The 18,468-nt window shown below is 50.0% G+C and carries 19 protein-coding genes and 1 pseudogene; 17 read left to right on the forward strand and 3 right to left on the reverse strand.

The annotated features are described in order from the left end of the window. Positions 1-130 precede the first annotated feature (130 nt). The gene (locus tag CR205_RS12045; protein ID WP_110520143.1) at positions 131-553 is read right to left on the reverse strand and encodes an NUDIX hydrolase; all 423 of its coding nucleotides are present in this window, start codon (positions 551-553) and stop codon (positions 131-133) included. A 77-nt stretch (positions 554-630) separates the two neighbouring features. On the opposite strand from CR205_RS12045, the gene fosB reads away from it, so the two are divergent. The 10 genes from fosB (at position 631) to CR205_RS12095 (ending at position 9,908) form a co-directional block, all read left to right on the forward strand. Next, a complete protein-coding gene (fosB, locus tag CR205_RS12050; protein WP_110520145.1) occupies positions 631-1,053 on the forward strand; it encodes a metallothiol transferase FosB in 423 nt (140 codons plus the stop codon). A gap of 12 nt (positions 1,054-1,065) precedes the next feature. After that, a complete protein-coding gene (locus CR205_RS12055; RefSeq protein ID WP_110520147.1) occupies positions 1,066-1,737 on the forward strand; it encodes a class I SAM-dependent methyltransferase in 672 nt (223 codons plus the stop codon). Between the two features lie 210 nt (positions 1,738-1,947). Next, positions 1,948-3,150 carry an MFS transporter gene (locus CR205_RS12060; protein WP_110520149.1) on the forward strand — a complete coding sequence of 401 codons (1,203 nt, stop codon included), beginning with the start codon at positions 1,948-1,950 and terminating at the stop codon, positions 3,148-3,150. Between the two features lie 149 nt (positions 3,151-3,299). Further along, entirely contained in the window at positions 3,300-3,593 is a 294-nt protein-coding gene (locus tag CR205_RS12065; RefSeq protein WP_110520151.1) for a hypothetical protein, read from the forward strand. 154 nt (positions 3,594-3,747) lie between these two features. Continuing rightward, positions 3,748-4,368: a signal peptidase I gene (gene lepB, locus CR205_RS12070; RefSeq protein ID WP_110520153.1), complete on the forward strand. Its 621-nt coding sequence runs from the start codon at positions 3,748-3,750 to the stop codon at positions 4,366-4,368. A gap of 462 nt (positions 4,369-4,830) precedes the next feature. After that, positions 4,831-5,964, forward strand: a complete 1,134-nt coding sequence (locus tag CR205_RS12075; protein ID WP_110520155.1) for a S8 family peptidase — start codon at positions 4,831-4,833, stop codon at positions 5,962-5,964. A gap of 279 nt (positions 5,965-6,243) precedes the next feature. Beyond that, the gene (locus CR205_RS12080) at positions 6,244-7,584 is read left to right on the forward strand and encodes an amidohydrolase family protein (RefSeq protein ID WP_236634787.1); all 1,341 of its coding nucleotides are present in this window, start codon (positions 6,244-6,246) and stop codon (positions 7,582-7,584) included. Between the two features lie 127 nt (positions 7,585-7,711). Continuing rightward, a complete protein-coding gene (locus tag CR205_RS12085) occupies positions 7,712-8,752 on the forward strand; it encodes a zinc-binding dehydrogenase (RefSeq protein WP_110520159.1) in 1,041 nt (346 codons plus the stop codon). 71 nt (positions 8,753-8,823) lie between these two features. After that, positions 8,824-9,207, forward strand: coding sequence for a hypothetical protein (locus CR205_RS12090; protein WP_110520161.1), 384 nt, complete (start codon positions 8,824-8,826; stop codon positions 9,205-9,207). A gap of 101 nt (positions 9,208-9,308) precedes the next feature. Further along, positions 9,309-9,908 (forward strand): hypothetical protein, encoded by a 600-nt coding sequence (locus CR205_RS12095; RefSeq protein ID WP_110520163.1) that lies wholly within the window; start codon positions 9,309-9,311, stop codon positions 9,906-9,908. Between the two features lie 258 nt (positions 9,909-10,166). Here CR205_RS12095 and CR205_RS12100 read toward each other — a convergent pair whose 3' ends face one another. Together CR205_RS12100 and CR205_RS12105 are read right to left on the reverse strand one after the other, a co-directional pair. Next, on the reverse strand, positions 10,167-11,018 hold the full coding sequence (locus CR205_RS12100) for an anti-sigma factor (RefSeq protein WP_110520165.1): 852 nt from the start codon (positions 11,016-11,018) through the stop codon (positions 10,167-10,169). After that, on the reverse strand, positions 11,015-11,572 hold the full coding sequence (locus tag CR205_RS12105) for an RNA polymerase sigma factor (RefSeq protein ID WP_110520167.1): 558 nt from the start codon (positions 11,570-11,572) through the stop codon (positions 11,015-11,017). The genes CR205_RS12100 and CR205_RS12105 overlap by 4 nt, the downstream gene beginning before the upstream one ends. A gap of 214 nt (positions 11,573-11,786) precedes the next feature. On the opposite strand from CR205_RS12105, the gene CR205_RS12110 reads away from it, so the two are divergent. From CR205_RS12110 to CR205_RS12140, 7 genes and pseudogenes are all read left to right on the forward strand, one after another. Beyond that, positions 11,787-13,175 carry a copper amine oxidase gene (locus tag CR205_RS12110; RefSeq protein WP_110520169.1) on the forward strand — a complete coding sequence of 463 codons (1,389 nt, stop codon included), beginning with the start codon at positions 11,787-11,789 and terminating at the stop codon, positions 13,173-13,175. A gap of 66 nt (positions 13,176-13,241) precedes the next feature. After that, positions 13,242-14,264, forward strand: a complete 1,023-nt coding sequence (locus tag CR205_RS12115; protein WP_110520170.1) for a class F sortase — start codon at positions 13,242-13,244, stop codon at positions 14,262-14,264. Between the two features lie 330 nt (positions 14,265-14,594). After that, on the forward strand, positions 14,595-15,578 hold the full coding sequence (guaC, locus tag CR205_RS12120; protein ID WP_110520172.1) for a GMP reductase: 984 nt from the start codon (positions 14,595-14,597) through the stop codon (positions 15,576-15,578). A gap of 157 nt (positions 15,579-15,735) precedes the next feature. Further along, positions 15,736-16,118, forward strand: a pseudogene (locus CR205_RS12125) (VOC family protein). Between the two features lie 72 nt (positions 16,119-16,190). Further along, positions 16,191-16,805, forward strand: a complete 615-nt coding sequence (locus CR205_RS12130) for a hypothetical protein (RefSeq protein ID WP_110520174.1) — start codon at positions 16,191-16,193, stop codon at positions 16,803-16,805. 461 nt (positions 16,806-17,266) lie between these two features. Continuing rightward, entirely contained in the window at positions 17,267-17,599 is a 333-nt protein-coding gene (locus CR205_RS12135; protein ID WP_161524767.1) for a PH domain-containing protein, read from the forward strand. 13 nt (positions 17,600-17,612) lie between these two features. After that, the gene (locus CR205_RS12140; RefSeq protein ID WP_110520178.1) at positions 17,613-18,452 is read left to right on the forward strand and encodes an alpha/beta fold hydrolase; all 840 of its coding nucleotides are present in this window, start codon (positions 17,613-17,615) and stop codon (positions 18,450-18,452) included. The last annotated feature ends 16 nt before the right edge of the window (positions 18,453-18,468 follow it).

The following is an 18,468-nucleotide window of genomic DNA, read 5'->3' on the forward strand; positions in this document are numbered from 1 at the left end:
GCGAGGATCAGAGAAAGGCTGCACAGTCGTTTGATAGCGAATTGCTCCTTTTGGTGGTTTTTAAGCACGGTTGGGCTGTCATATTACGGACATACCCTCAGGTTCTTTGATCGAATCCATTTGATGGTATTTAAGAGGTGTAGTGTCCCTGAAATCGGTAGCTGGAAGGTGAAGAAGCCATTTTTTTAATCCCATCCTGAAAATAGGGCATCAGACGATCGGCTGTATCGAAGCTCACCCACTGAATGTCGGCGATTTCATCGGGCTGAACAATGGCAGGGGTGCCTTCTGCATGCGCTGCGAGAAACGTGAAAAATAGAACATGACTGTTTTTGGCTTCAAAAAACACTTCGTTTACGTGTAAAAGGGGACCGGGTGCGATTGATAAGCCCGTTTCTTCTGCCGCTTCCCGGACCACAGCCTGTTCCAGCGTTTCGCCTGCTTCGACACCGCCGCCGGGAAGAGACCAGCCGCTTCCGATGTTTTTGACCATCAGCACTTTATCTTCTATTTCGTGAAGAATAACCGCATGAACTGCGTCAATCCGTTTCATCGCTTTCATCTCCAATAAAATGAATTTACTGATAATTATGGTACCATAAGATTATCAGATGCAGTGAGGTGACCAGCATGCGTGTAAAGGGATTAAATCATCTTTGTTTTTCCGTATCGGATCTGGAGAGGTCTGTGGATTTTTACGAGCGTGTGTTTGAAGCGAAGCTGCTTGTAAAAGGACGGAGCACCGCCTACTTTGACGTGAATGGAATCTGGGTTGCTTTGAACGAAGAGAAGGACGTGCCGCGGGAACAAGCAGGCACTACCTATACCCATATGGCGTTTTCGGTGGAAGAAGAGGATTTCGATGCGGTGAAGGAAAAGCTCCACTCGCTGAACGTGAACGTGCTGGCAGGCCGTGAGCGTGCGGCTGATGACGGTCGGTCGATCTATTTTACCGACCTCGACGGACACAAGTTTGAGTTTCACGCAGGCACCCTCGAGCAGCGGCTTAACTACTACAGGCGGGAGAAACCGCATATGACGTTTTATGAATAGGGAGTTTTTAATATGGACAAAAAGAACAGTCTCTGGGAAAACCAGTATCTCAAGACCGGCCAGCTCTGGGCTTCTGAGCCTGAAGCAGCCCTTGCAAAGTACGTGTCTCTCGTGTCAAAGGACAAAAAAGTGCTCGATCTTGGCATGGGCGAGGGGAGAAATGCGCTTTATTTTGCCGGACAGGGTTTCAAAGTGGCAGGCACCGACTTCTCCACAACGGCGGTAGAGCGCTGTAAGGAAAAAGCGGAGCAACTCGGCCTTGAGGTACACATGTCAGCAGGCAATTTAAAAGATTACGAAATCGCCCCCGAGAGCTGCTCGCTCATCATCATGGCGAACGTGCTGAATTTTTTCCGGGATCGCGAGATTGACATGATACTGAAAAAGGTGGAGCAAGGTCTGCAGGACGGCGGACTTCTTTATCTGAACGTATTTGACTCATACGAGCCAGGCATGCAGAAGCTGAAGGAACACGGAAGCGAGGTGGCTCCTGGCACTTTTTACCGGAAGCAGACGGACAGTTATGTTCATTTTTTTACGTGTGAAGAGCTCGAGGAGAAGCTTGAGCGTTTTGAGACGATCCATAAAAGCGACTATCAGTCTCTTGATCTCTCGCACGGTGAGCCGCACGTGCATTCAGGCGTCGAGCTGCTTGTTCGGAGGAAATGCCAGCCGTTTGTCTAAGAAAGCAGTTAGAATAAAGCCGGATTCAAGTAGTAATGAGACATAAATTGTCAGCTGAGTAAACTCCTGAACCACTATTCCCAATTTGAGGTGAAACCATATGAAACCTTTCTGCAACCCGTTTGAGCATTAGCTCGTTTGATCCCGTGGCCCTCCTTTACGTGTGTAGAAAAAGTGCTTCAGTTACACACTTAAAGGGGGACAACCACTATGCACAGTCAGCTCAAACTCTTACTTACCGGAAGAATTATTACCAATCTCGCCGACAGCTTCTACTTAATTGCGGCGGTATGGTACGTATCCGTCACGACAGCCTCACCGTTTCTAGTAGGCCTTACCGGCGCTGTGGCCACTATGCCGGCCGTGCTCTCGTTTCTTCAGGGACCGCTTATTGACCGGTATGAAAAACGAACTATTCTTGTCATCGCCATGCTCGTACAGGCCGTCTGTACCGTGGCGATGATGGCAGCCTTTTTAACCGGACAGCTCTCAATCCCGCTGCTTCTCGTTCTGCTTTTTACAGCGCTCATGGCATCCAGCATCATGACCCCCACAGAGAACACCTTAATCAAGCGATGGGCAAAAAAAGATGAACTCACGAAGGTGAACAGCTGGTTTTCGTTCTCCTATCAGACCGTCGATATGATCGGCGATGCGCTGGCAGGTATTATGGTGGCTTTAATCGGCGTCGGGCTTATTTTTGGCGCCAATGCTGCCGTTCTGTTTACGATCGCAGTCGTGTTTCTATTGTTTATGAAGCGGGACCGGATCAGAGAAAATACTTCTGCGGCTTCATTTCTGAAAAACTACCAGACGGACTTTACTGAAGGTTTCCGCTTCGTCCGAGGCCGGCGGACACTGCTTGCTGTTTTTGCCGGGATCATTATTATGAACGTATCTGGTGCGATGGGGCTTGCGATGATTCCTGCTTTCGCCGAAGCGCCGGAGCAATACGGTTTCTGGCTTATGGCGACTTCAGCCGGTGGTCTTACCGGCACCGTTGTTTCATCAAAGTTGAAACATATCCCGATTAACCGGCTGTTTCCGGTGCTTGGTCTTGGCATCGGCGTGGCGTGGGTGGCAGCCTTCACCATTCAGGTCACGATCGTTCCGTTTCTCCTTTTTGCGCTGGCCTGGATGGGGATCGGCATGTTCGGTGTCTATCTGCCCACCTTGATACAAGTGAACATTCCAGAAGAAAAGCTCGGTATCGGCTTCAGCTTTCTCTTCTCGTTTCTCGCATCACTCACACCGGCCGCTTTTCTTGCAGGCGGTATGCTGGGTGAGTGGCTCGGTCCAGGGGCGGTTCTGATGATGAGCGGCTCCGGCTATCTGCTGTTCTGCCTTTACATGTTGCTGCATCCGCGGATGCGCAGGCTTGGAAATCTGGTGGAGGAATCGTTTGATTATTAGTATTGGAGCTCCCTGAGAGGGGAGCTTTTTTAGTTGAAGTGAGCAGGCGGGGGATCTGGGATTTATTTTACCTGATAAGGGAATTAGCAAGAGCCTTATGGGAATTAGCTTTCGCATACCCGGGAAAAGGAAATTACAGGAGGGATTTTATGATCGGGAAAATAAGATTAACCGGCGCGACTGTTTTTACTGCCGGAGTGATGCTGGAGATTGCAGACCTGTTTGACGTCTTAAGCACTGCCTATCTTCATTTTCTGCTCATGGCAGCCGGCGTTCTGTTACTGGCGACCACGGCTCTCATTACAGGAAAAGAAACCAGCATGCTTTGCCGAATCGGCCTTCACAAATACGATCGTGTGGGCTGGGACGATGAGCTAAGATCTGCTGCAATCTATCAGTGTGAGCGATGCGGAAACAAAAAGAGAGTGGTGAAGACGGCATAAACCGAACAGATTGCGAAATTATGAAAATAACCGAAGAACGGCTCATCTGAATGGAAGAAGGTGTTAAACTGAATATAGTAATACGTGTTGTATCCTTTTTTCACAGTTCATGAGCAGCCTGACCTTTTTATATCTGAAAGGAGCCACACACAACATGAAAGCATTCGGAAAACTTATACATAACCTGGCAGGCTGGGTCAAAGCAATTGCCGTCAGCCTCCTTCTTGCCATTCTCGTAACGGTGTTCGTTGTCCAGCCGTACACGGTGGATGGACGCTCCATGGAACCGTCCCTGGCCGGGCTTACAGGAGGAGATGACCATGCCGATCGGGTAATGGCACTGAAAACGCCTTATGTATTCGGCATCACGCCTGAATACGGTGAAATTATTATTGTTGACAGCCGTGTGGACCGAGAGCGCACGTGGAAAGATGTGTTCTTCGAAAGTCCATTTCTCTCCATTTTTGACGATACCAAAGAAGAGACGAACCATAAATGGATCAAGCGCGTGATCGGGGAGCCGGGCGACCGGATCGAGATCAGTAACGGCATCGTGTACAGAAATGGCGAAAAGCAGGACGAGGACTATATCAATGAAAACGGGATTCAGGCTGATTTTCCCGAGGTTACGGTGCCTGAGGATGCCCTGTTTGTGATGGGAGATAACCGCAACGGGAGCATGGACAGCCGGAACGTAGGGCCGGTTCCCATCGATAACGTGATCGGTAAAGTGGTACTCAGGTATTATCCATTTGATAGAGTCGGATCTTTTTAGGAACACGATTGGCGCCGACCTAAAAGGGGTGCCGGAAGACGGCAATATTCTACGTTTTTCGTCAGACACGGGCGGCTGTAAAACCTGTTCTTTCCACCGGTAATAGAAGAGAGATTCGATAAACGAAAAAGATATACACCTGTAAAACCATAGTATTAAGCATATAAAAGTCGGAGACAAACGTCCGACTTTTTTATTTTTGTTTAAATGAGAGGATAGTCATGGTTTTGGGACTGAACCTGATCATCGGACAGAAACCGACACTAAACGACAAATTTATGACTCTTAAACAATAGAAAAATACTATTATATACAAAGTATCCCTGTGTTAATATTTTAATTATTCAGAAAAAAGCGGCTGCAATAAAAGAATTCTGGAACAGGTATTTCGGTGTTGGCGCAGACACCGAATACAAAAGTACCGATTTATCCAATTAAACCAATAGAAAAAGGGGCGATTTGATGAAGAAATTATTCGTAGTCTGGATGACGCTGGTCTTAATGGCTGTGCCGTTTCAGGCAGGGGCCTCAAACGGATCCGGAGACACTCTCGAAGAATATTTAGTACAGTTTAATGGACCTTCAGCGCACGGGCTGATGCAGGCATTCGGTATTGATGAAGCACAGGTAAAAACCGAATTCGATCACCTGCCGGTAGTAAATGTAGCTCTTTCTGAAGCTCAGGCAAGGGGCCTGGCGAACCACCCTCACGTAGAAGCGGTGGAGGAGAACGCTGAAGTACATGCGCTTGGTCAGACGGTACCTTGGGGCATTCCCCACGTTCAGGGAACGGCTGCTCAGGATGCAGGATTTACAGGAGCCGGTCTTAAGGTGGCGATTCTTGATACAGGAATTGAAGCCTCCCACGAAGATCTGTCTGCGAACGTAAAAGGCGGGCATTCTGTTTTTACCGATTCTGCTAACATTGATCCGTTCTACGATCCGAACGGACACGGCACACACGTTGCCGGAACGGTTGCAGCGGTCGATAACGATCTTGGTGTAATCGGCGTCGCTCCAGAAGCTGACCTTTATGCGGTTAAAGTACTCAGCAACGCCGGAAGCGGAAGCATCGCCGGCATCGCAGAGGGAATCGAATGGTCGATCGATAACGGCATGGATATCATTAATATGAGTCTCGGCGCTTCGCAGGGATCTTCCATTCTTGAGCAGTTCTCGAACCTTGCTTATGACGAAGGCCTCCTTGTCGTGGCTGCTGCCGGTAACAGCGGAAACCGCGGCGGGAACAACAATACGGTCGGCTACCCGGCTGCCTATGACTCTGTTATTGCCGTAGCTGCGGTGGACCAGAACAACAACCGTGCCACGTTCTCCAGCACAGGCCCGGCTGTTGAAATCTCAGCACCTGGCGTCAACGTCCTCAGCACAACGCCTGGTAACAATTACGCTTCCTACAACGGAACGTCCATGGCGTCTCCTCACGTAGCAGGCGTAGCCGCCCAGGTATGGCAGGCGAATCCAGGGCTTTCCAACACCGAGCTCCGCCAGCTTCTCAATGATACCGCCGTCAACCTCGGCCCGGCTCACCAGTATGGTCACGGCCTTGTCCAGTCCCTTGACGCGATTAACCAGTAAAGCGAGCAGCAGTACCCCGGGATCTTTCCAGTTCCCGGGGTGCTTTTTGCGTTGCGAAAAGGGCTGGGTAATGCTAAAACCCCTAAACAGAAACTAAGACCCGCAAACAAAAACTAAAACCCGTAAACAAAAGCTAAAACCCCTAAACAAAAACTAAAACCCCTAAACAAAAACTAAGACCCTTAAACACCGCCCCCCTCCATAACCCAACGCCCCCCTTTAACGCCTAAACGAACTTCACCTTGTATTTTACCCTCAAAATCCGGTACAATCATAAAAATGCGTACGGAAAGACAGAGGAGGATAAGCGTGAAAACCGCCTATACGAACGGAACTATTTTTACTATGGACGCAGCAAACGAATGGTATAAAAACGGCATCATCATTACAGAAGACGGCAGAATCGTCTACGCAGGACCGCCCAACGATTTCGAACAGCAGAGCGTGGACGAAACGATTGACCTGAAAGGCAAATGGGTTCTGCCCGGGCTGGTGAATACGCACTCCCACATACTGATGACGATTCTTAGGGGAACCGGGGACGATATGAACCTCAAACCATGGCTCGAGCAGCGCGTCTGGCCCCTTGAGCAGCAGTTTACACCGGAAATCGGAACCGCAAGCGCCCGTCTCGGCGTGCTCGAAATGCTCAAATCCGGCACCACCACCTTTTCCGATATGTTCAACCCGAACGGCATCGACAGCGACGAAGTGATCCACGCCATCGCTGATTCCGGTATCCGCGGCGCGTTTTCCCACACGGTCTTCAGCGCCGGCTCCGAAGCAGATCAGCGCGCCAACCTGAACGAAGCCGAGCGCTTCGCCAAAACGTATCGCTCCTTCGCCGACGGCCGCTTCACCACCATGATCGCGCCGCACAGTCCATACACCTGCACCCCTAAAGCCCTGGAAGAGTGCGCCCGGCTGGCCAAAGAAAACAAGGTCATGGCTCATATACACGTGGCCGAAACCGACGGCGAAATAGAGGAAATCCTAACGCGTTACGGGGCTCGTCCTATTGAGCATATTCGCAGAAGCGGCCTGTTTGACGTTCCTGCCATCATGGCCCACGGCGTGGTGCTCAACGATGAGGAACGGGCCTTTATGAAAGAACGTGACATCAGAGTGGCCCACAATCCGGTCAGCAACCTGAAGCTCGGCTCCGGCGTGGCGGATGTAGCAGCACTCCGGGAAGCGGATGTGAAGGTAGGCATTGCCACAGACGGGGTGATGTCCAACAACAACTTCGATATGTTTGAAGAACTTCGTCTGGCTGCACTGCTGCAGAAAGGGACTTACAAAGATGCGACCCGGCTGCCGGCTGAGGAGATTCTCGCCATGGCGACCAGGATTGGTGCAGAAGCAGTGGGCATGAAGCATACAGGATGTCTGAAGTCCGGCAGGTGCGCCGACTTCATTACGATCGACCCGTCAGACAAGCCCCACCTGCAGCCAGCTGCTGAAGCCTGTTCTCACCTTGTCTATGCGGTCAGCGGCAAAGATGTCTGTGACGTTTACGTGGAAGGCCGCCAGCTCGTAAAAGACGGTCAGTGCCTCACAATGGACGAAGAGAAAATCATCGCTGATGCGAACCGTCTGCGAAAGCAGCTGGAAATTTAAGCTCTCAAAGCTTCGGTAAACACCTGCCCGAACCAGTTTCGGGAAGCTTCATTAGGAATGTTATGGTGCAAACTGTCAAACCATTAAATAGACAACTTTGAAAGTAGGAAAAGGAATGAGACAACGGATGAAAGCTGTACAAGTAACAGGCTACGGTGATGTAGATAAGCTGGAAATCGTCCAGCGAGCTGTCCCGGAACCGAACGACAACGAAGTACTAATTAAAGTAAAGGCCTGTGCCATTAACAATACCGAAATCTGGATGCGGGAAGGAGCTTACGGAACTGGTTCCAAGTCCGGATGGCGGCCGGAAGGTGTACAATTCCCCAGAATACCGGGTTCTGACATAGCCGGAAGGATAGTGAAGGTCGGAAGTGGCGCAGACGAATCCATGCTTGGAAAAGATGTTGTCCTTTTCCCATTTACGTCAAGCGGAGACGGTGGATTTGAACACATTTCGGAAGACATGCGCTTTATCGGTTCGGAATATGATGGCGGATATGCGGAATACGTGGTGTGGCCGGCTGCACTGTGTTTTGATATGCCGCTTCCCACTTATACAGAAAGTGCGGCTTTTTCAGTCAGTGGTTTAACAGCCTGGCATATGGCAGAACAGATTCGCATTCAGCCGGGAGAGACGGTTATGGTGACGGGATCAAATGGCGGTGTGGGATCATTAAATGTGCAGATTGCATCTAAAGTATATGGCGCCAGGGTCATTGCGATTGTTGGTGACACAGGTCTGGAAGAAAAATTGAAAGATCTCGGAGCCACCCATGTACTGTCTTATAAATCAGATCGTCTTGCTGAAGACATACTGGAAGTGAATGGCGGTCCGGTTGACTCGGTATTGGATGTCGTAGGAGATGCTTTGTTTTCCACTTCCCTTCAAGTATTGAAAAAAGGCGGGAAATTCTGTATATCCGGATCTTCCGGTGGTCAGAAAACAGAACTTGATTTCAGAACGCTGTACTTGAAGCACATAACCTTTTACGGTTCTGTATTAGGCACAAGGGAAGAGTTTAAACGTATGCTTCACGCTATTTCCGATGGGAAACTCAAACCAGTGATTGATCGCACTTTTCCTTTGGAAAAAGCGGGAGAGGCTCAAATCTATTTTAAAAAGGCAGGGAAAATAGGGAAAGTTGTCTTACTTCCTGAAGAATAAAATTCATTTTTCACCGGGATGGAAAGAGGTGTTAAAATAAGGATAGATATACATAAAGGTCGTGATAAAAGATGCAGCTGAAAAGAATTCTCTGGAGAAAACTGATCGTATCCACCATTATTACAGCTCTGATTGCCCTGTTTCTGATCGGTATGGCACTCATACCGCCTGTTGACTTTTCAACAGACAGTATAATTTTTATCGTGCTGCTGATTGCTTTTACATTTCTAGGGGCAATTGCCGTGGGCATCAGTATTTCGTTTATTAGTGATTACATAACCAAACGTCTGTCCGGTTACCTGAGAATGGCGGCAGCGTTTGTTGTTCATGCCGGGTTCGGGTACCTGGTGGCAAGTGTGTTCGGCATCGGCGAAGCCTTCTATATGGCCCTCATGTTCGGTGTCCTCGATGAATTTGTCAGGTGGATGGAAAGCAAAGGGTATATCAAGTTATAGCAGAAAAGCTGGTTCCGGGAGGGGAGCAGCTTTTTGTTTTGGGTAAAAATGTAACGCTGTTTTCAGGGAGACGTCCATACAGACAGGAGGCGATCGTGAGAATGAAAAAAGCAATCTCGTATGGCGCGTTTGTTTTTTTACTGGCTGCATGCGGCACCGGACATGCCCCGGAACCGGAAAACGGCTCATCAGGAGACGGGGCGTCAGGCAGCGGATCCGCACCTGACCCGGACGAAGGGGAGTACGGCCAGACAGACGAAGCGGAGGAAGGCGACTTCGTTTACCGGCTAGTCTCTGAGGAAGCCGTATACGGCGAGCATGAAGAGGTGAGTATCTACGCAGAACTGGAGTACACCGGAGATGAAGATTCGATCGATATCTATCACGCAGCGAGTCCATTTCATTTTCCAATGAAAGAAACGACCAGAGGCTATGACCTGATGTACGGAATGAACCAGCCTCTGGAAGTTACCACACTGACTGCCGGGGAAGCCTACCGCGAGGAGTTTGTTTCAATCGGGGGCTACAGCGAGCAGGATCCCGATGATTACGTGGCGTTTATGAAAGAGGTCATCGAGCAGGACGGATTTCCCGAAGGACACTACATCGTGGAAGGATTTGCGGACTTTTATGTTGAGACAGATGACGGGGAAGACCAGTATAAGCCGGAAGGAACGATCGAGTTTTTTGTGGAAGATTAAAGAAGTCAGAATGGAGCCTCCCAACCGGGAAGGCTTCTTTTTTAGGCTGCGGGCTGTGTTTTGCTGAGTTACGCCGGGATTTGCTCGATAAATCTGGGTATTTGCTCGATAAACTGCATTTATTGCTCGATAAATCCGAAACATTGCTCGATAAAACAATAAATATGCTCGATAAATCCAGAAAACTGCTCGATACTCCTCATGCACGACAAAGCAGCACCCTCCAATTCGGGTGCTGCTTTTCTTTCTCCAATTCTGTTAATTTCCCGACGATGCGAGAAGGATTTCCCCTTCCGGCAGTTCGTTGTTCGGACGCGGCTCAAGCGTAATCGCAATTTGATCCACGTTCAGATCCTCGAGATCCTGGACGTTGTAGGCGACCGCGCCGTTGCCGGCTTCGTCGATTTCAAAGCTTCCTGCAGGAATAGGCGTTTCCCCTTCGATAATCCACGCCTGGTAGGCTTCCGTACCGGATAGCTCCGGCATGTCGGTGACCTGGATCACGAGCTGGACTTTATCCTGCTCGGAGATGAGTGTCGCAAGTCCGTTACTCGCTTCGCCAAGAGTGGAATCGAGTCCGGCTGTGAGGACGACCTGGGCTGTTCCCGGCTGAGCGTCTTCCTCAAGGGCGTCTCTGATGGCGGTCAGCTCCGTTGCGAGCTCGTTTCGCTCTTCGGCCACCTGCTGAAATTCACCTGCGAGCTGTTCGTTTTCTCCTGCGAGCTGCTGGTTCTCCGTCCAGAACCAGCCGTTCAGACCGACAGAGAGGAGAAGGGAGGCGGCGAGGGCACCAATTATGACCGGCGATTTTCTGCTGCGGCGTTCGGCCGGCATCATGACAGGTCCGGTGCGATCTTCGTTTTTCTCAACTGATGGTTCACTCTTATCTTCATCTGCAAATACATTCGCAAGTACCCGCTTTTTCATCTCCTCAGGAGGCTCTACAGGATACGCAAGAAACGGAAGATCATCCGTCAATTCCCGCAATTCCATCAGCTCCTCCCTGCATTCCTCACACGAGGACAGATGCGCTTGAAACTCTTTTTGTTCCTGCTCGTTCAGCTGCCGGTTAAAATAATCGATCAGCTTTTCACATTGACTGCTGTTCATAACTGCGTCCCCCTTTCCCCTGAAAGCTCCTGGCGCAAATGTTTTAACGCAAGGCGGATCCGTCCTTTAATTGTGCCGAGAGGTATGTTCGTTTTCTCTGCGATTTTTCTCTGGGAATATCCCTTGAAGTAAAAGAGCTCGACGATTTCGATCTGTTCTTTTTTCAGCGTCCGGATCGCTTTTTTCAGTGTTTCTCCCTGTTCCTTCCACTCTACCATGTCTTCCACGCGGGCGCCGGAGTCTCCCGGTTCCCATTCATTACTTAAATGAACTTCCTGCTTATCGTGTTTGCGGATGTGGTCAATGGCTGTGTTCCGTGTCATCGTCAGAAGCCAGGATGAGAATTTTCCCTTCGTATCATCGTAATGCCCCGTGCCCTTCCACAGTTTCATCATCACTTCCTGCACGATTTCCTCAGCGGCCAGTGGATCCTGGACCATTTTATAGGAAAAAGAATAAAGAAGCTTTTCGTATTTATCGTACAGTGCTTCAAGGGCTGCCTGATCCCGCTCCTGAATGCGTCTGTACAGCTGTTTATCATCTGTTTTAGCCATGTGACGCTCCTTCCTCCCGGATGAATAGGTTCTCTTTACTAATAATAACGATCCTTCTTGTAAAATGGATCAATTTAGTCCTGAGGTTTTTATTCTGATAGCGGTGGTGTGAAAATAAAATTAATTTTTTTCGAAAAAAGTGATCCGTTTCATAATCCTCTCCGTTAGCTTGGGCAGATACACAAAATACAAACACAAAAAGGAGAGTTGAAACATGTTCAAAAAGAAAACAAAAGGAATCGCAGCTGCAGCAATGGCGGGGATGCTTCTCGTTCCGGGAACAACACTGGCTCACGATCACAGCGACGACGATCACGACAATGGGGACGGTTACGGGTACGACGAGTACGCGCCGCAAGTATCCACACCGGCATCCGACTTGAGAACACATCTCGACCATCTCCTTTCCGAGCATTACGTGATTACAGTTGCCTTCATGCAGAAAGCATTTGACGGCAGTGACGATGCAGGCGAAGTGGGCGCAGCACTCGATGAAAATACAGCCGAACTGACCGCTGCCATTGAATCGGTTTACGGTGAAGAAGGAGCGGCCGAGTTTGAGCGCATCTGGCAGAGCCACATCGACTTTTTCGGTGACCTGACAGTCGCTACAGCGGAAGGCGACATGGAAGCGCGCGAACAGGCAGAAATGGACCTTGATAACTACGTTGAGGAATTTGCCGCATTTCTTGATGCCGCTACAGAAGGCGGACTGCCGGCTGAAGCAGGCGAGGAGAACGTAGCCGGGCACGTTGAAGACGTCAAGAGCGTATTTGACGCTTATGTAGACGGAGAGTTTGAAGAAGCGTATCACGGCATCCGTCACGGAATTCACCATATGTTTGATATCGGTGAAGCCCTCTCAGGTGCCATCGTCGAACAGATGCCTGAGGAATTCGATCACACAGAAGTGAGCACACCGGCTGCAGACCTTCGAGCAGCACTGAACCACCTGATGGCCGAGCATTTCTCTTTTGCGGTACTCGAAATGCAGAAAGGCTTTGACGGTTCGGAAGACTTCGATTTTGCCGGCTGGGCTCTTGATGAGAACACATCGGACCTGACTGCCGCTATGGGCTCCATCTATGGTAACGACGGCGCTGCGGCATTCGAACCGATCTGGCAGAGTCACATCGACTTCTTCGGTGACATGGTAGTCGCGACCGTTGAAGGGGACATGGAAGCCCGTGAGCAGGCAGAAATGGATCTTGCCGCCTATGTGGTTGAGTTTGCAGGATTCCTGGACGAAGCAACAGAAGGACGCATTCCTGCTGAAGCCGGGGAAGAGAATGTCAGCTCCCACGTAGCTGATGTGACGAACACGTTTGACGCGTATGTGGACGAGGACTACACGATGACGTACGATAACTTCCGTCACGGGTACCACCATATGTTTGCTCTAGGTGAAACCCTGTCCGGCGCATTTGTCGACCAGTTCCCTGAAGAGTTTAAAGATGATGGGGAAATGCCGGAAGAAATGCCGCAGACAGGTATGGGCGGCGGTGCCGGCTCAAACTCCAATATGATGCTGTGGATCACGATCAGTGCCCTGCTTGCAGCTAGTGCAGCAGTGTACCTCCGCAAAAGAGCGGTACAGGCATAAACAATAAATAAAGGAGGAAGAGGAGCAGTGCCTTCTCTTCCTTTTCCTGCTATGGGGTGATGTGAAATGAAGCTGAAGATCTTCATACTGTCACTGGGAATCGCCATTCTGGCCGGTGTGACCTTCGCGTATGGAAGTAATGAAGGGATGATTGATACAGAGTGGGAGGCGGAGCCTGAATTCGAGGGTGAACACGTTCAGGAAGCCGATGAGGCTTTTTCCAGCGACGAAGAGGAAGAAGAACCAGGCGCAATCGATCTGAACGATGAATTTGTCCGCCTTGGCGGTGAGGAGGACCGGGAAGCTGATGCTGAACCGGCCCCGGAGCCTGAACATGGCATCGTCCCTCTGAGCCTGTCGATTCCGGCCATAGAGGTAGAAGCAGAGATCGAACCTGTCGGTGTTCTCGATAACGGGCAGATGGGCGTACCGGACGAGGCGGAGGGTGTGGCATGGTTCGAACCGGGAACGATGCCTGGAAACACAGGGAACGCGGTCCTCGCCGGTCACGTGGACAGCCGGACGGGACCAGCGGTATTCTGGGACCTGAACAAGCTCGAGCCGGGTGACGAGATTCATGTGACCGGGGAAGACGGAGAGCCGCTCACATTTGAAGTTCAGGTTTCAGTCAGCTACGGACGTACCGATGCCCCAATCGAGGAAATATTCGGTCCGACGGATAAAAAAAGGCTGAACCTGATTACCTGCAGCGGGACGTTTGACAGTGGCGAGGGGACGCACGATCAGCGGCTCGTCGTCTATACGGAGCTGGTTGAGCCTGAGTCAGAAGAAGAGCCGGTGGAAGAAGACACCGTTGCCGGCGATACTCCTGACGCACCGGAAAACGTCGTGGTTCAGCGCGACCGGATCACCTGGCATGCGGTCCGTGATGATACGGTAATCGGCTACCGCATCTACCGGGAAAATAAAGATACAGGTGAATTTGATCATATCGAAAGCGTCTCGGCCCACGAACGGAAGTCATTGCGGGTGGAGGATGCGTACGACTATGCGTTCTACGTTACGTCTGTGAATGATGAAGGGAGCGAGTCGGAGCCTTCGGAGACCGAGGTCCACAGTGAGGAATAGAGTTTGAAGAGGATTCAGTCGCAGCCTTCCCTTTGGGAGGGCTGTTTTTTTTGCCGGCAGGGTGAGTTTTACTGAGCTGCTCTGAGAATTGTTCGATAAAATAATAAATTTGCTCGATAAATTCAAATTTTTACTCGATAAATACGATGAAGGAAGTTTGTAAGAGTACCTGTCATTCCTCCGTCTCGGAATAAATCAGGGAACTATCCATGTTCGCTCTTTCACACCATTCTTCTTTTGACAATCCGCCTGAAATCGTGTACATTACGTAATGGACGAACAATAAAAGATTGTTAAGCACCAAACATTCGTTTTTAGGAGTGGATTCCTGTGGAAAATGTATTCGATTATGAAGATGTACAGTTAATTCCCGCAAAATGTGTGGTCAACAGCCGTTCGGAATGTGAGACCAGTGTTACACTCGGCGGTCATACGTTCAAACTGCCGGTCGTACCTGCGAACATGCAGACGATCATTGATGAAAAAATTGCCTTGTTCTTAGCTGAAAACAGCTATTTCTATATTATGCACCGCTTTGAGCCAGAAACGCGTCTTGCCTTTGTCCGTGACATGCACGAGCGAGGCCTCGTCGCTTCAATCAGTGTCGGTGTGAAAGAGGAAGAGTATGATTTTGTCCGCACCCTCGCGGAGGAAAACGCGGTTCCTGAATTTATTACGATCGACATCGCCCACGGCCACTCAAACGCGGTCATCCGCATGATCGGCCACATTAAAGAACATCTTCCAGAGAGCTTCGTGATCGCCGGAAACGTCGGTACACCTGAAGCCGTCCGTGAGCTTGAGCACGCCGGGGCGGACGCAACGAAAGTCGGAATAGGTCCTGGTAAAGTGTGTATTACAAAAATTAAGACCGGCTTCGGTACAGGAGGCTGGCAGCTGGGAGCTCTCCGCTGGTGTGCCAAGGCTGCGACCAAGCCGATTATCGCAGACGGCGGAATTCGCACCCACGGGGACGTAGCCAAGTCGATTCGCTTCGGTGCTACGATGGTCATGATCGGATCCTTATTCGCAGGCCACGAGGAATCACCTGGGGAAACAAAGGAAGTAGAAGGCAAGCTCGTAAAAGAGTACTTCGGTTCCGCCTCTGAATTTCAGAAAGGCGAAAAGAAAAACGTGGAAGGCAAGAAAATGTACGTGGAGCATAAGGGATCCCTTGCTGACACCCTTACAGAAATGGAGCAGGATCTTCAGTCCGCCATTTCCTACGCGGGAGGCAGCAGCCTCGATTCGATCCGCACGGTGGACTACGTTATCGTGAAAAATTCCATTTTTAACGGAGACAGAGTCTACTAAATCAACAGAAACATCCGGGACCTTGGCGGTTCTGGATGTTTTTTCCTTTAATTGGAGGAATTCGATGGTCTTTCGTATAAAGAAATAAAGAGAAAAGAAGCAGCGGTCAGATAGAGAAAGAACAATTTATCAGGGAGATGATTGAATGATTTAGCGGGTGGGCACAACGTACATTCCAGTTACAGATCCTGAGGCGTCTTCTAAATGGTATACCGACAAGCTCGGGGCAGTCGAGCAGTACCGGGACAAGAAGAAAGCGATTATGGACTTTGCAGACCAGAGCTTTTTTCTCGTAAAAGCAGAGCAAGGGGAGCGGGCTTCGTTTAAAGACAGCAGCGGGAGCGAACACTTTACCCTCACATTTGAGGTGGATGGTCTGGCAGGACTCAAAAATTTCACCAGCAGCTCTCGGAACAGAATGTGAGAACGGACGGGATCGAACACCGGGGCCACGCCGGACGCAATTTCGTGTTTTACGACGAGGACGACAACCCTTTTGACGTATGGAGTGAGCTGAGTCCTGAGTATAAAGAGAAGTAAAACCCCGCTGCTAATCTCCAGGTGTAACCAGCGCAGGAAGGAACCGTCTGTAAAAATGGAGGTGTACTCGCGATGAAACGAACGATTTTTACAGGCACATGCGCAGGCCTCTTTTTCCTGACAGGCTGCGGGACGGGAGAACAGGACGAGGAAACTCCCGCACAGGGCTTGGACGGAGCTGATTCGCAGAACCACAGTGAACCTGAGCCCGGGGAAAAAGAACTTCAGATCAGCGATGAGGTAACGGATAAGGACTTTGTTTTTAAAATCCGGCTGGATGACGCCTATTATGAAGAGTATGAGGACATTTCCCTTCACGCCGAGCTTACGTACACAGGCGATCAGGACGAAATTGAAATTACCCATAATCCGTCCCCGTTCTGGTTTCCCATGGAAGAGCTCGACAGGGGCTATGACATCGGTTACCATCAGGTCGATATGGGTGGAGGAACCACTCTTGAGCCGGGGAAAACCATGACGGAAACATTCGAAGGACCGGCAGGAGGCTTCGGTGAAACGGACCCCGAGGAGTACCGGAAGTTTATGGAGGACATTCATGAAAATGACGGCTTCCCGGCGGGCCACTACGTGGTGAACGGCTATGTGGAGTTCACGGTCATGAGCGGAGAGCGCGAGGGTGAAAGAATAACTCTCGAAGGGGAAGTGGAATTCATAGTGAGTGAGTAGTCTTAAAAAACAAAATCAGACTCCTATCAAAGCCCGTTCCTCACACCAGCGGGCTTTTTTCGGCTGCACACGACAGGAAGACCTGAAAACTGCCGTTTAAACAAACGTTTATTTAACCTGCACACCGTGTCGAAGGAAAAGAATGCATTAGCCCCTTTAGGGTCGAAACAGCGATCAGTCTATTTCCCGGGAAAGGAAATATGGGAGCCACTGTCGAAAGAGAGTACAAACAGGGATGGAGGAGCGAATCAGATGAAGCTGTATAATGACAAAGCTCTGGGAGACGCAACTGAGGAACGAATTCGTGGGCTGGCGCTTCCATTTGAGAGGTTTTACGAATAATGGTTTTTTGCCCAAAGCGAATCCGCGGCTACTGGTGGTACTGCGGATCCCTCCTGACCGTTATACTGGCATTGCTGGTGATTCCTGCGGTACAAACATCATCAACTGGTGAAGTCTTTGTGCTAGCAGGACTAGGAACCGTCATAGCAGCCTTTTTTGCATGGATGTGTATCGATGTGAAGTACATACTCGAAAAACGCGGCCTGAAGGTGCAGGCGGGTCCCATCCGGGCCATAATCCCTTATGAGCGCATAACAGGTGTTGGACCTGCAAAAGACACGATGGGCGGCTTCAGGATCATGCTCTCACCCGGAGGCATTCAGGTTTACTATGATGGTGGTTTCTTTACGGATATGAAAATAACGCCAAAGGACAAGGCCGGTTTTGTTCGGGAACTTAAAAACAGGTGTCCTCACATAAAAGTTGAAGCGGAAAAATTTCATAAGGGCTAAGGGGAGGCAAGGTATGTGGAAAACAGAGATGATCCGCACAGAGCGAGGGACATTTGAGGCCTTTAAAGCCGGGCAGGGCAAACCTGTCTGTGTTACTCATCTATACAGTTCTTTTAATGAAAGGGGTAACTACTTCGCTGATACGCTGACAGAGTCATTTGAGGTCTATCTTATAAACCTGAAAGGAGCAGGGAATTCCGAACCTGTTACAGCGGACGGGGATATGAGTATGGCAGAAGGGGTAAAGGATATGGAAGCCGTCCGTAGGGCGCTCGGTTTAAGAGAATGGGCCTTTGCCGGTCATTCCACCGGAGGCATGCTCGGCCTTGTTTACGGAACGATGTTTCCTGAATCCCTTACAAAAATTCTCGCAGGAGGAGCTGCCGCTTCAAACCGGTATATGGAACATGAAAGCAGCATGTACAGCACGAAAAGCCCTTTGAATCAAAAGCTGCGGGCCTGTCTAGCTGTACTCCAGTCGGCTGATGCCTCACCAGAGGAACGAAGCGCAGCAGGACGAGAATGGACAGAGATGTCCCTTTATGCACCGGAAAAATACGATGCCTATTTTTCCCGACCCAGCAGCGGAAAAGTCGTAAAAGAGCGGCTGGATTACTATTCGTTTCACGAACTTCCAGGGTTTGACATAAGAGAGGGACTAAAACAGGTTCATGTCCCTGCCCTGATCTACTGCGGGCGTCATGACACACAGTGCCCCCATCCTTTCTCCGAGGAAATCGCGGATCTCCTGCAGGAAGCCGAACTCGTGACATTTGAAAAAAGCAATCATTCTCCATTTCTGGAGGAAAAAGATAAATTCAGCGAAATGATAAGATTGTTTGGGGAACAGTAAGAAGCGGATACAGGTT

Source organism: Alteribacter lacisalsi, assembly GCF_003226345.1.
GTDB lineage: Bacteria > Bacillota > Bacilli > Bacillales > Salisediminibacteriaceae > Alteribacter > Alteribacter lacisalsi.

Bases quoted from the DNA above. Each gene is read 5' to 3' on its own strand.
- CR205_RS12045 (WP_110520143.1), bottom strand. From the start codon at position 553: ATGAAACGGATTGACGCAGTTCATGCGGTTATTCTTCACGAAATAGAA.
- fosB (WP_110520145.1), top strand. From the start codon at position 631: ATGCGTGTAAAGGGATTAAATCATCTTTGTTTTTCCGTATCGGATCTG.
- CR205_RS12055 (WP_110520147.1), top strand. From the start codon at position 1,066: ATGGACAAAAAGAACAGTCTCTGGGAAAACCAGTATCTCAAGACCGGC.
- CR205_RS12060 (WP_110520149.1), top strand. From the start codon at position 1,948: ATGCACAGTCAGCTCAAACTCTTACTTACCGGAAGAATTATTACCAAT.
- CR205_RS12065 (WP_110520151.1), top strand. From the start codon at position 3,300: ATGATCGGGAAAATAAGATTAACCGGCGCGACTGTTTTTACTGCCGGA.
- lepB (WP_110520153.1), top strand. From the start codon at position 3,748: ATGAAAGCATTCGGAAAACTTATACATAACCTGGCAGGCTGGGTCAAA.
- CR205_RS12075 (WP_110520155.1), top strand. From the start codon at position 4,831: ATGAAGAAATTATTCGTAGTCTGGATGACGCTGGTCTTAATGGCTGTG.
- CR205_RS12080 (WP_236634787.1), top strand. From the start codon at position 6,244: ATGCGTACGGAAAGACAGAGGAGGATAAGCGTGAAAACCGCCTATACG.
- CR205_RS12085 (WP_110520159.1), top strand. From the start codon at position 7,712: ATGAAAGCTGTACAAGTAACAGGCTACGGTGATGTAGATAAGCTGGAA.
- CR205_RS12090 (WP_110520161.1), top strand. From the start codon at position 8,824: ATGCAGCTGAAAAGAATTCTCTGGAGAAAACTGATCGTATCCACCATT.
- CR205_RS12095 (WP_110520163.1), top strand. From the start codon at position 9,309: ATGAAAAAAGCAATCTCGTATGGCGCGTTTGTTTTTTTACTGGCTGCA.
- CR205_RS12100 (WP_110520165.1), bottom strand. From the start codon at position 11,018: ATGAACAGCAGTCAATGTGAAAAGCTGATCGATTATTTTAACCGGCAG.
- CR205_RS12105 (WP_110520167.1), bottom strand. From the start codon at position 11,572: ATGGCTAAAACAGATGATAAACAGCTGTACAGACGCATTCAGGAGCGG.
- CR205_RS12110 (WP_110520169.1), top strand. From the start codon at position 11,787: ATGTTCAAAAAGAAAACAAAAGGAATCGCAGCTGCAGCAATGGCGGGG.
- CR205_RS12115 (WP_110520170.1), top strand. From the start codon at position 13,242: ATGAAGCTGAAGATCTTCATACTGTCACTGGGAATCGCCATTCTGGCC.
- CR205_RS12130 (WP_110520174.1), top strand. From the start codon at position 16,191: ATGAAACGAACGATTTTTACAGGCACATGCGCAGGCCTCTTTTTCCTG.
- CR205_RS12140 (WP_110520178.1), top strand. From the start codon at position 17,613: ATGTGGAAAACAGAGATGATCCGCACAGAGCGAGGGACATTTGAGGCC.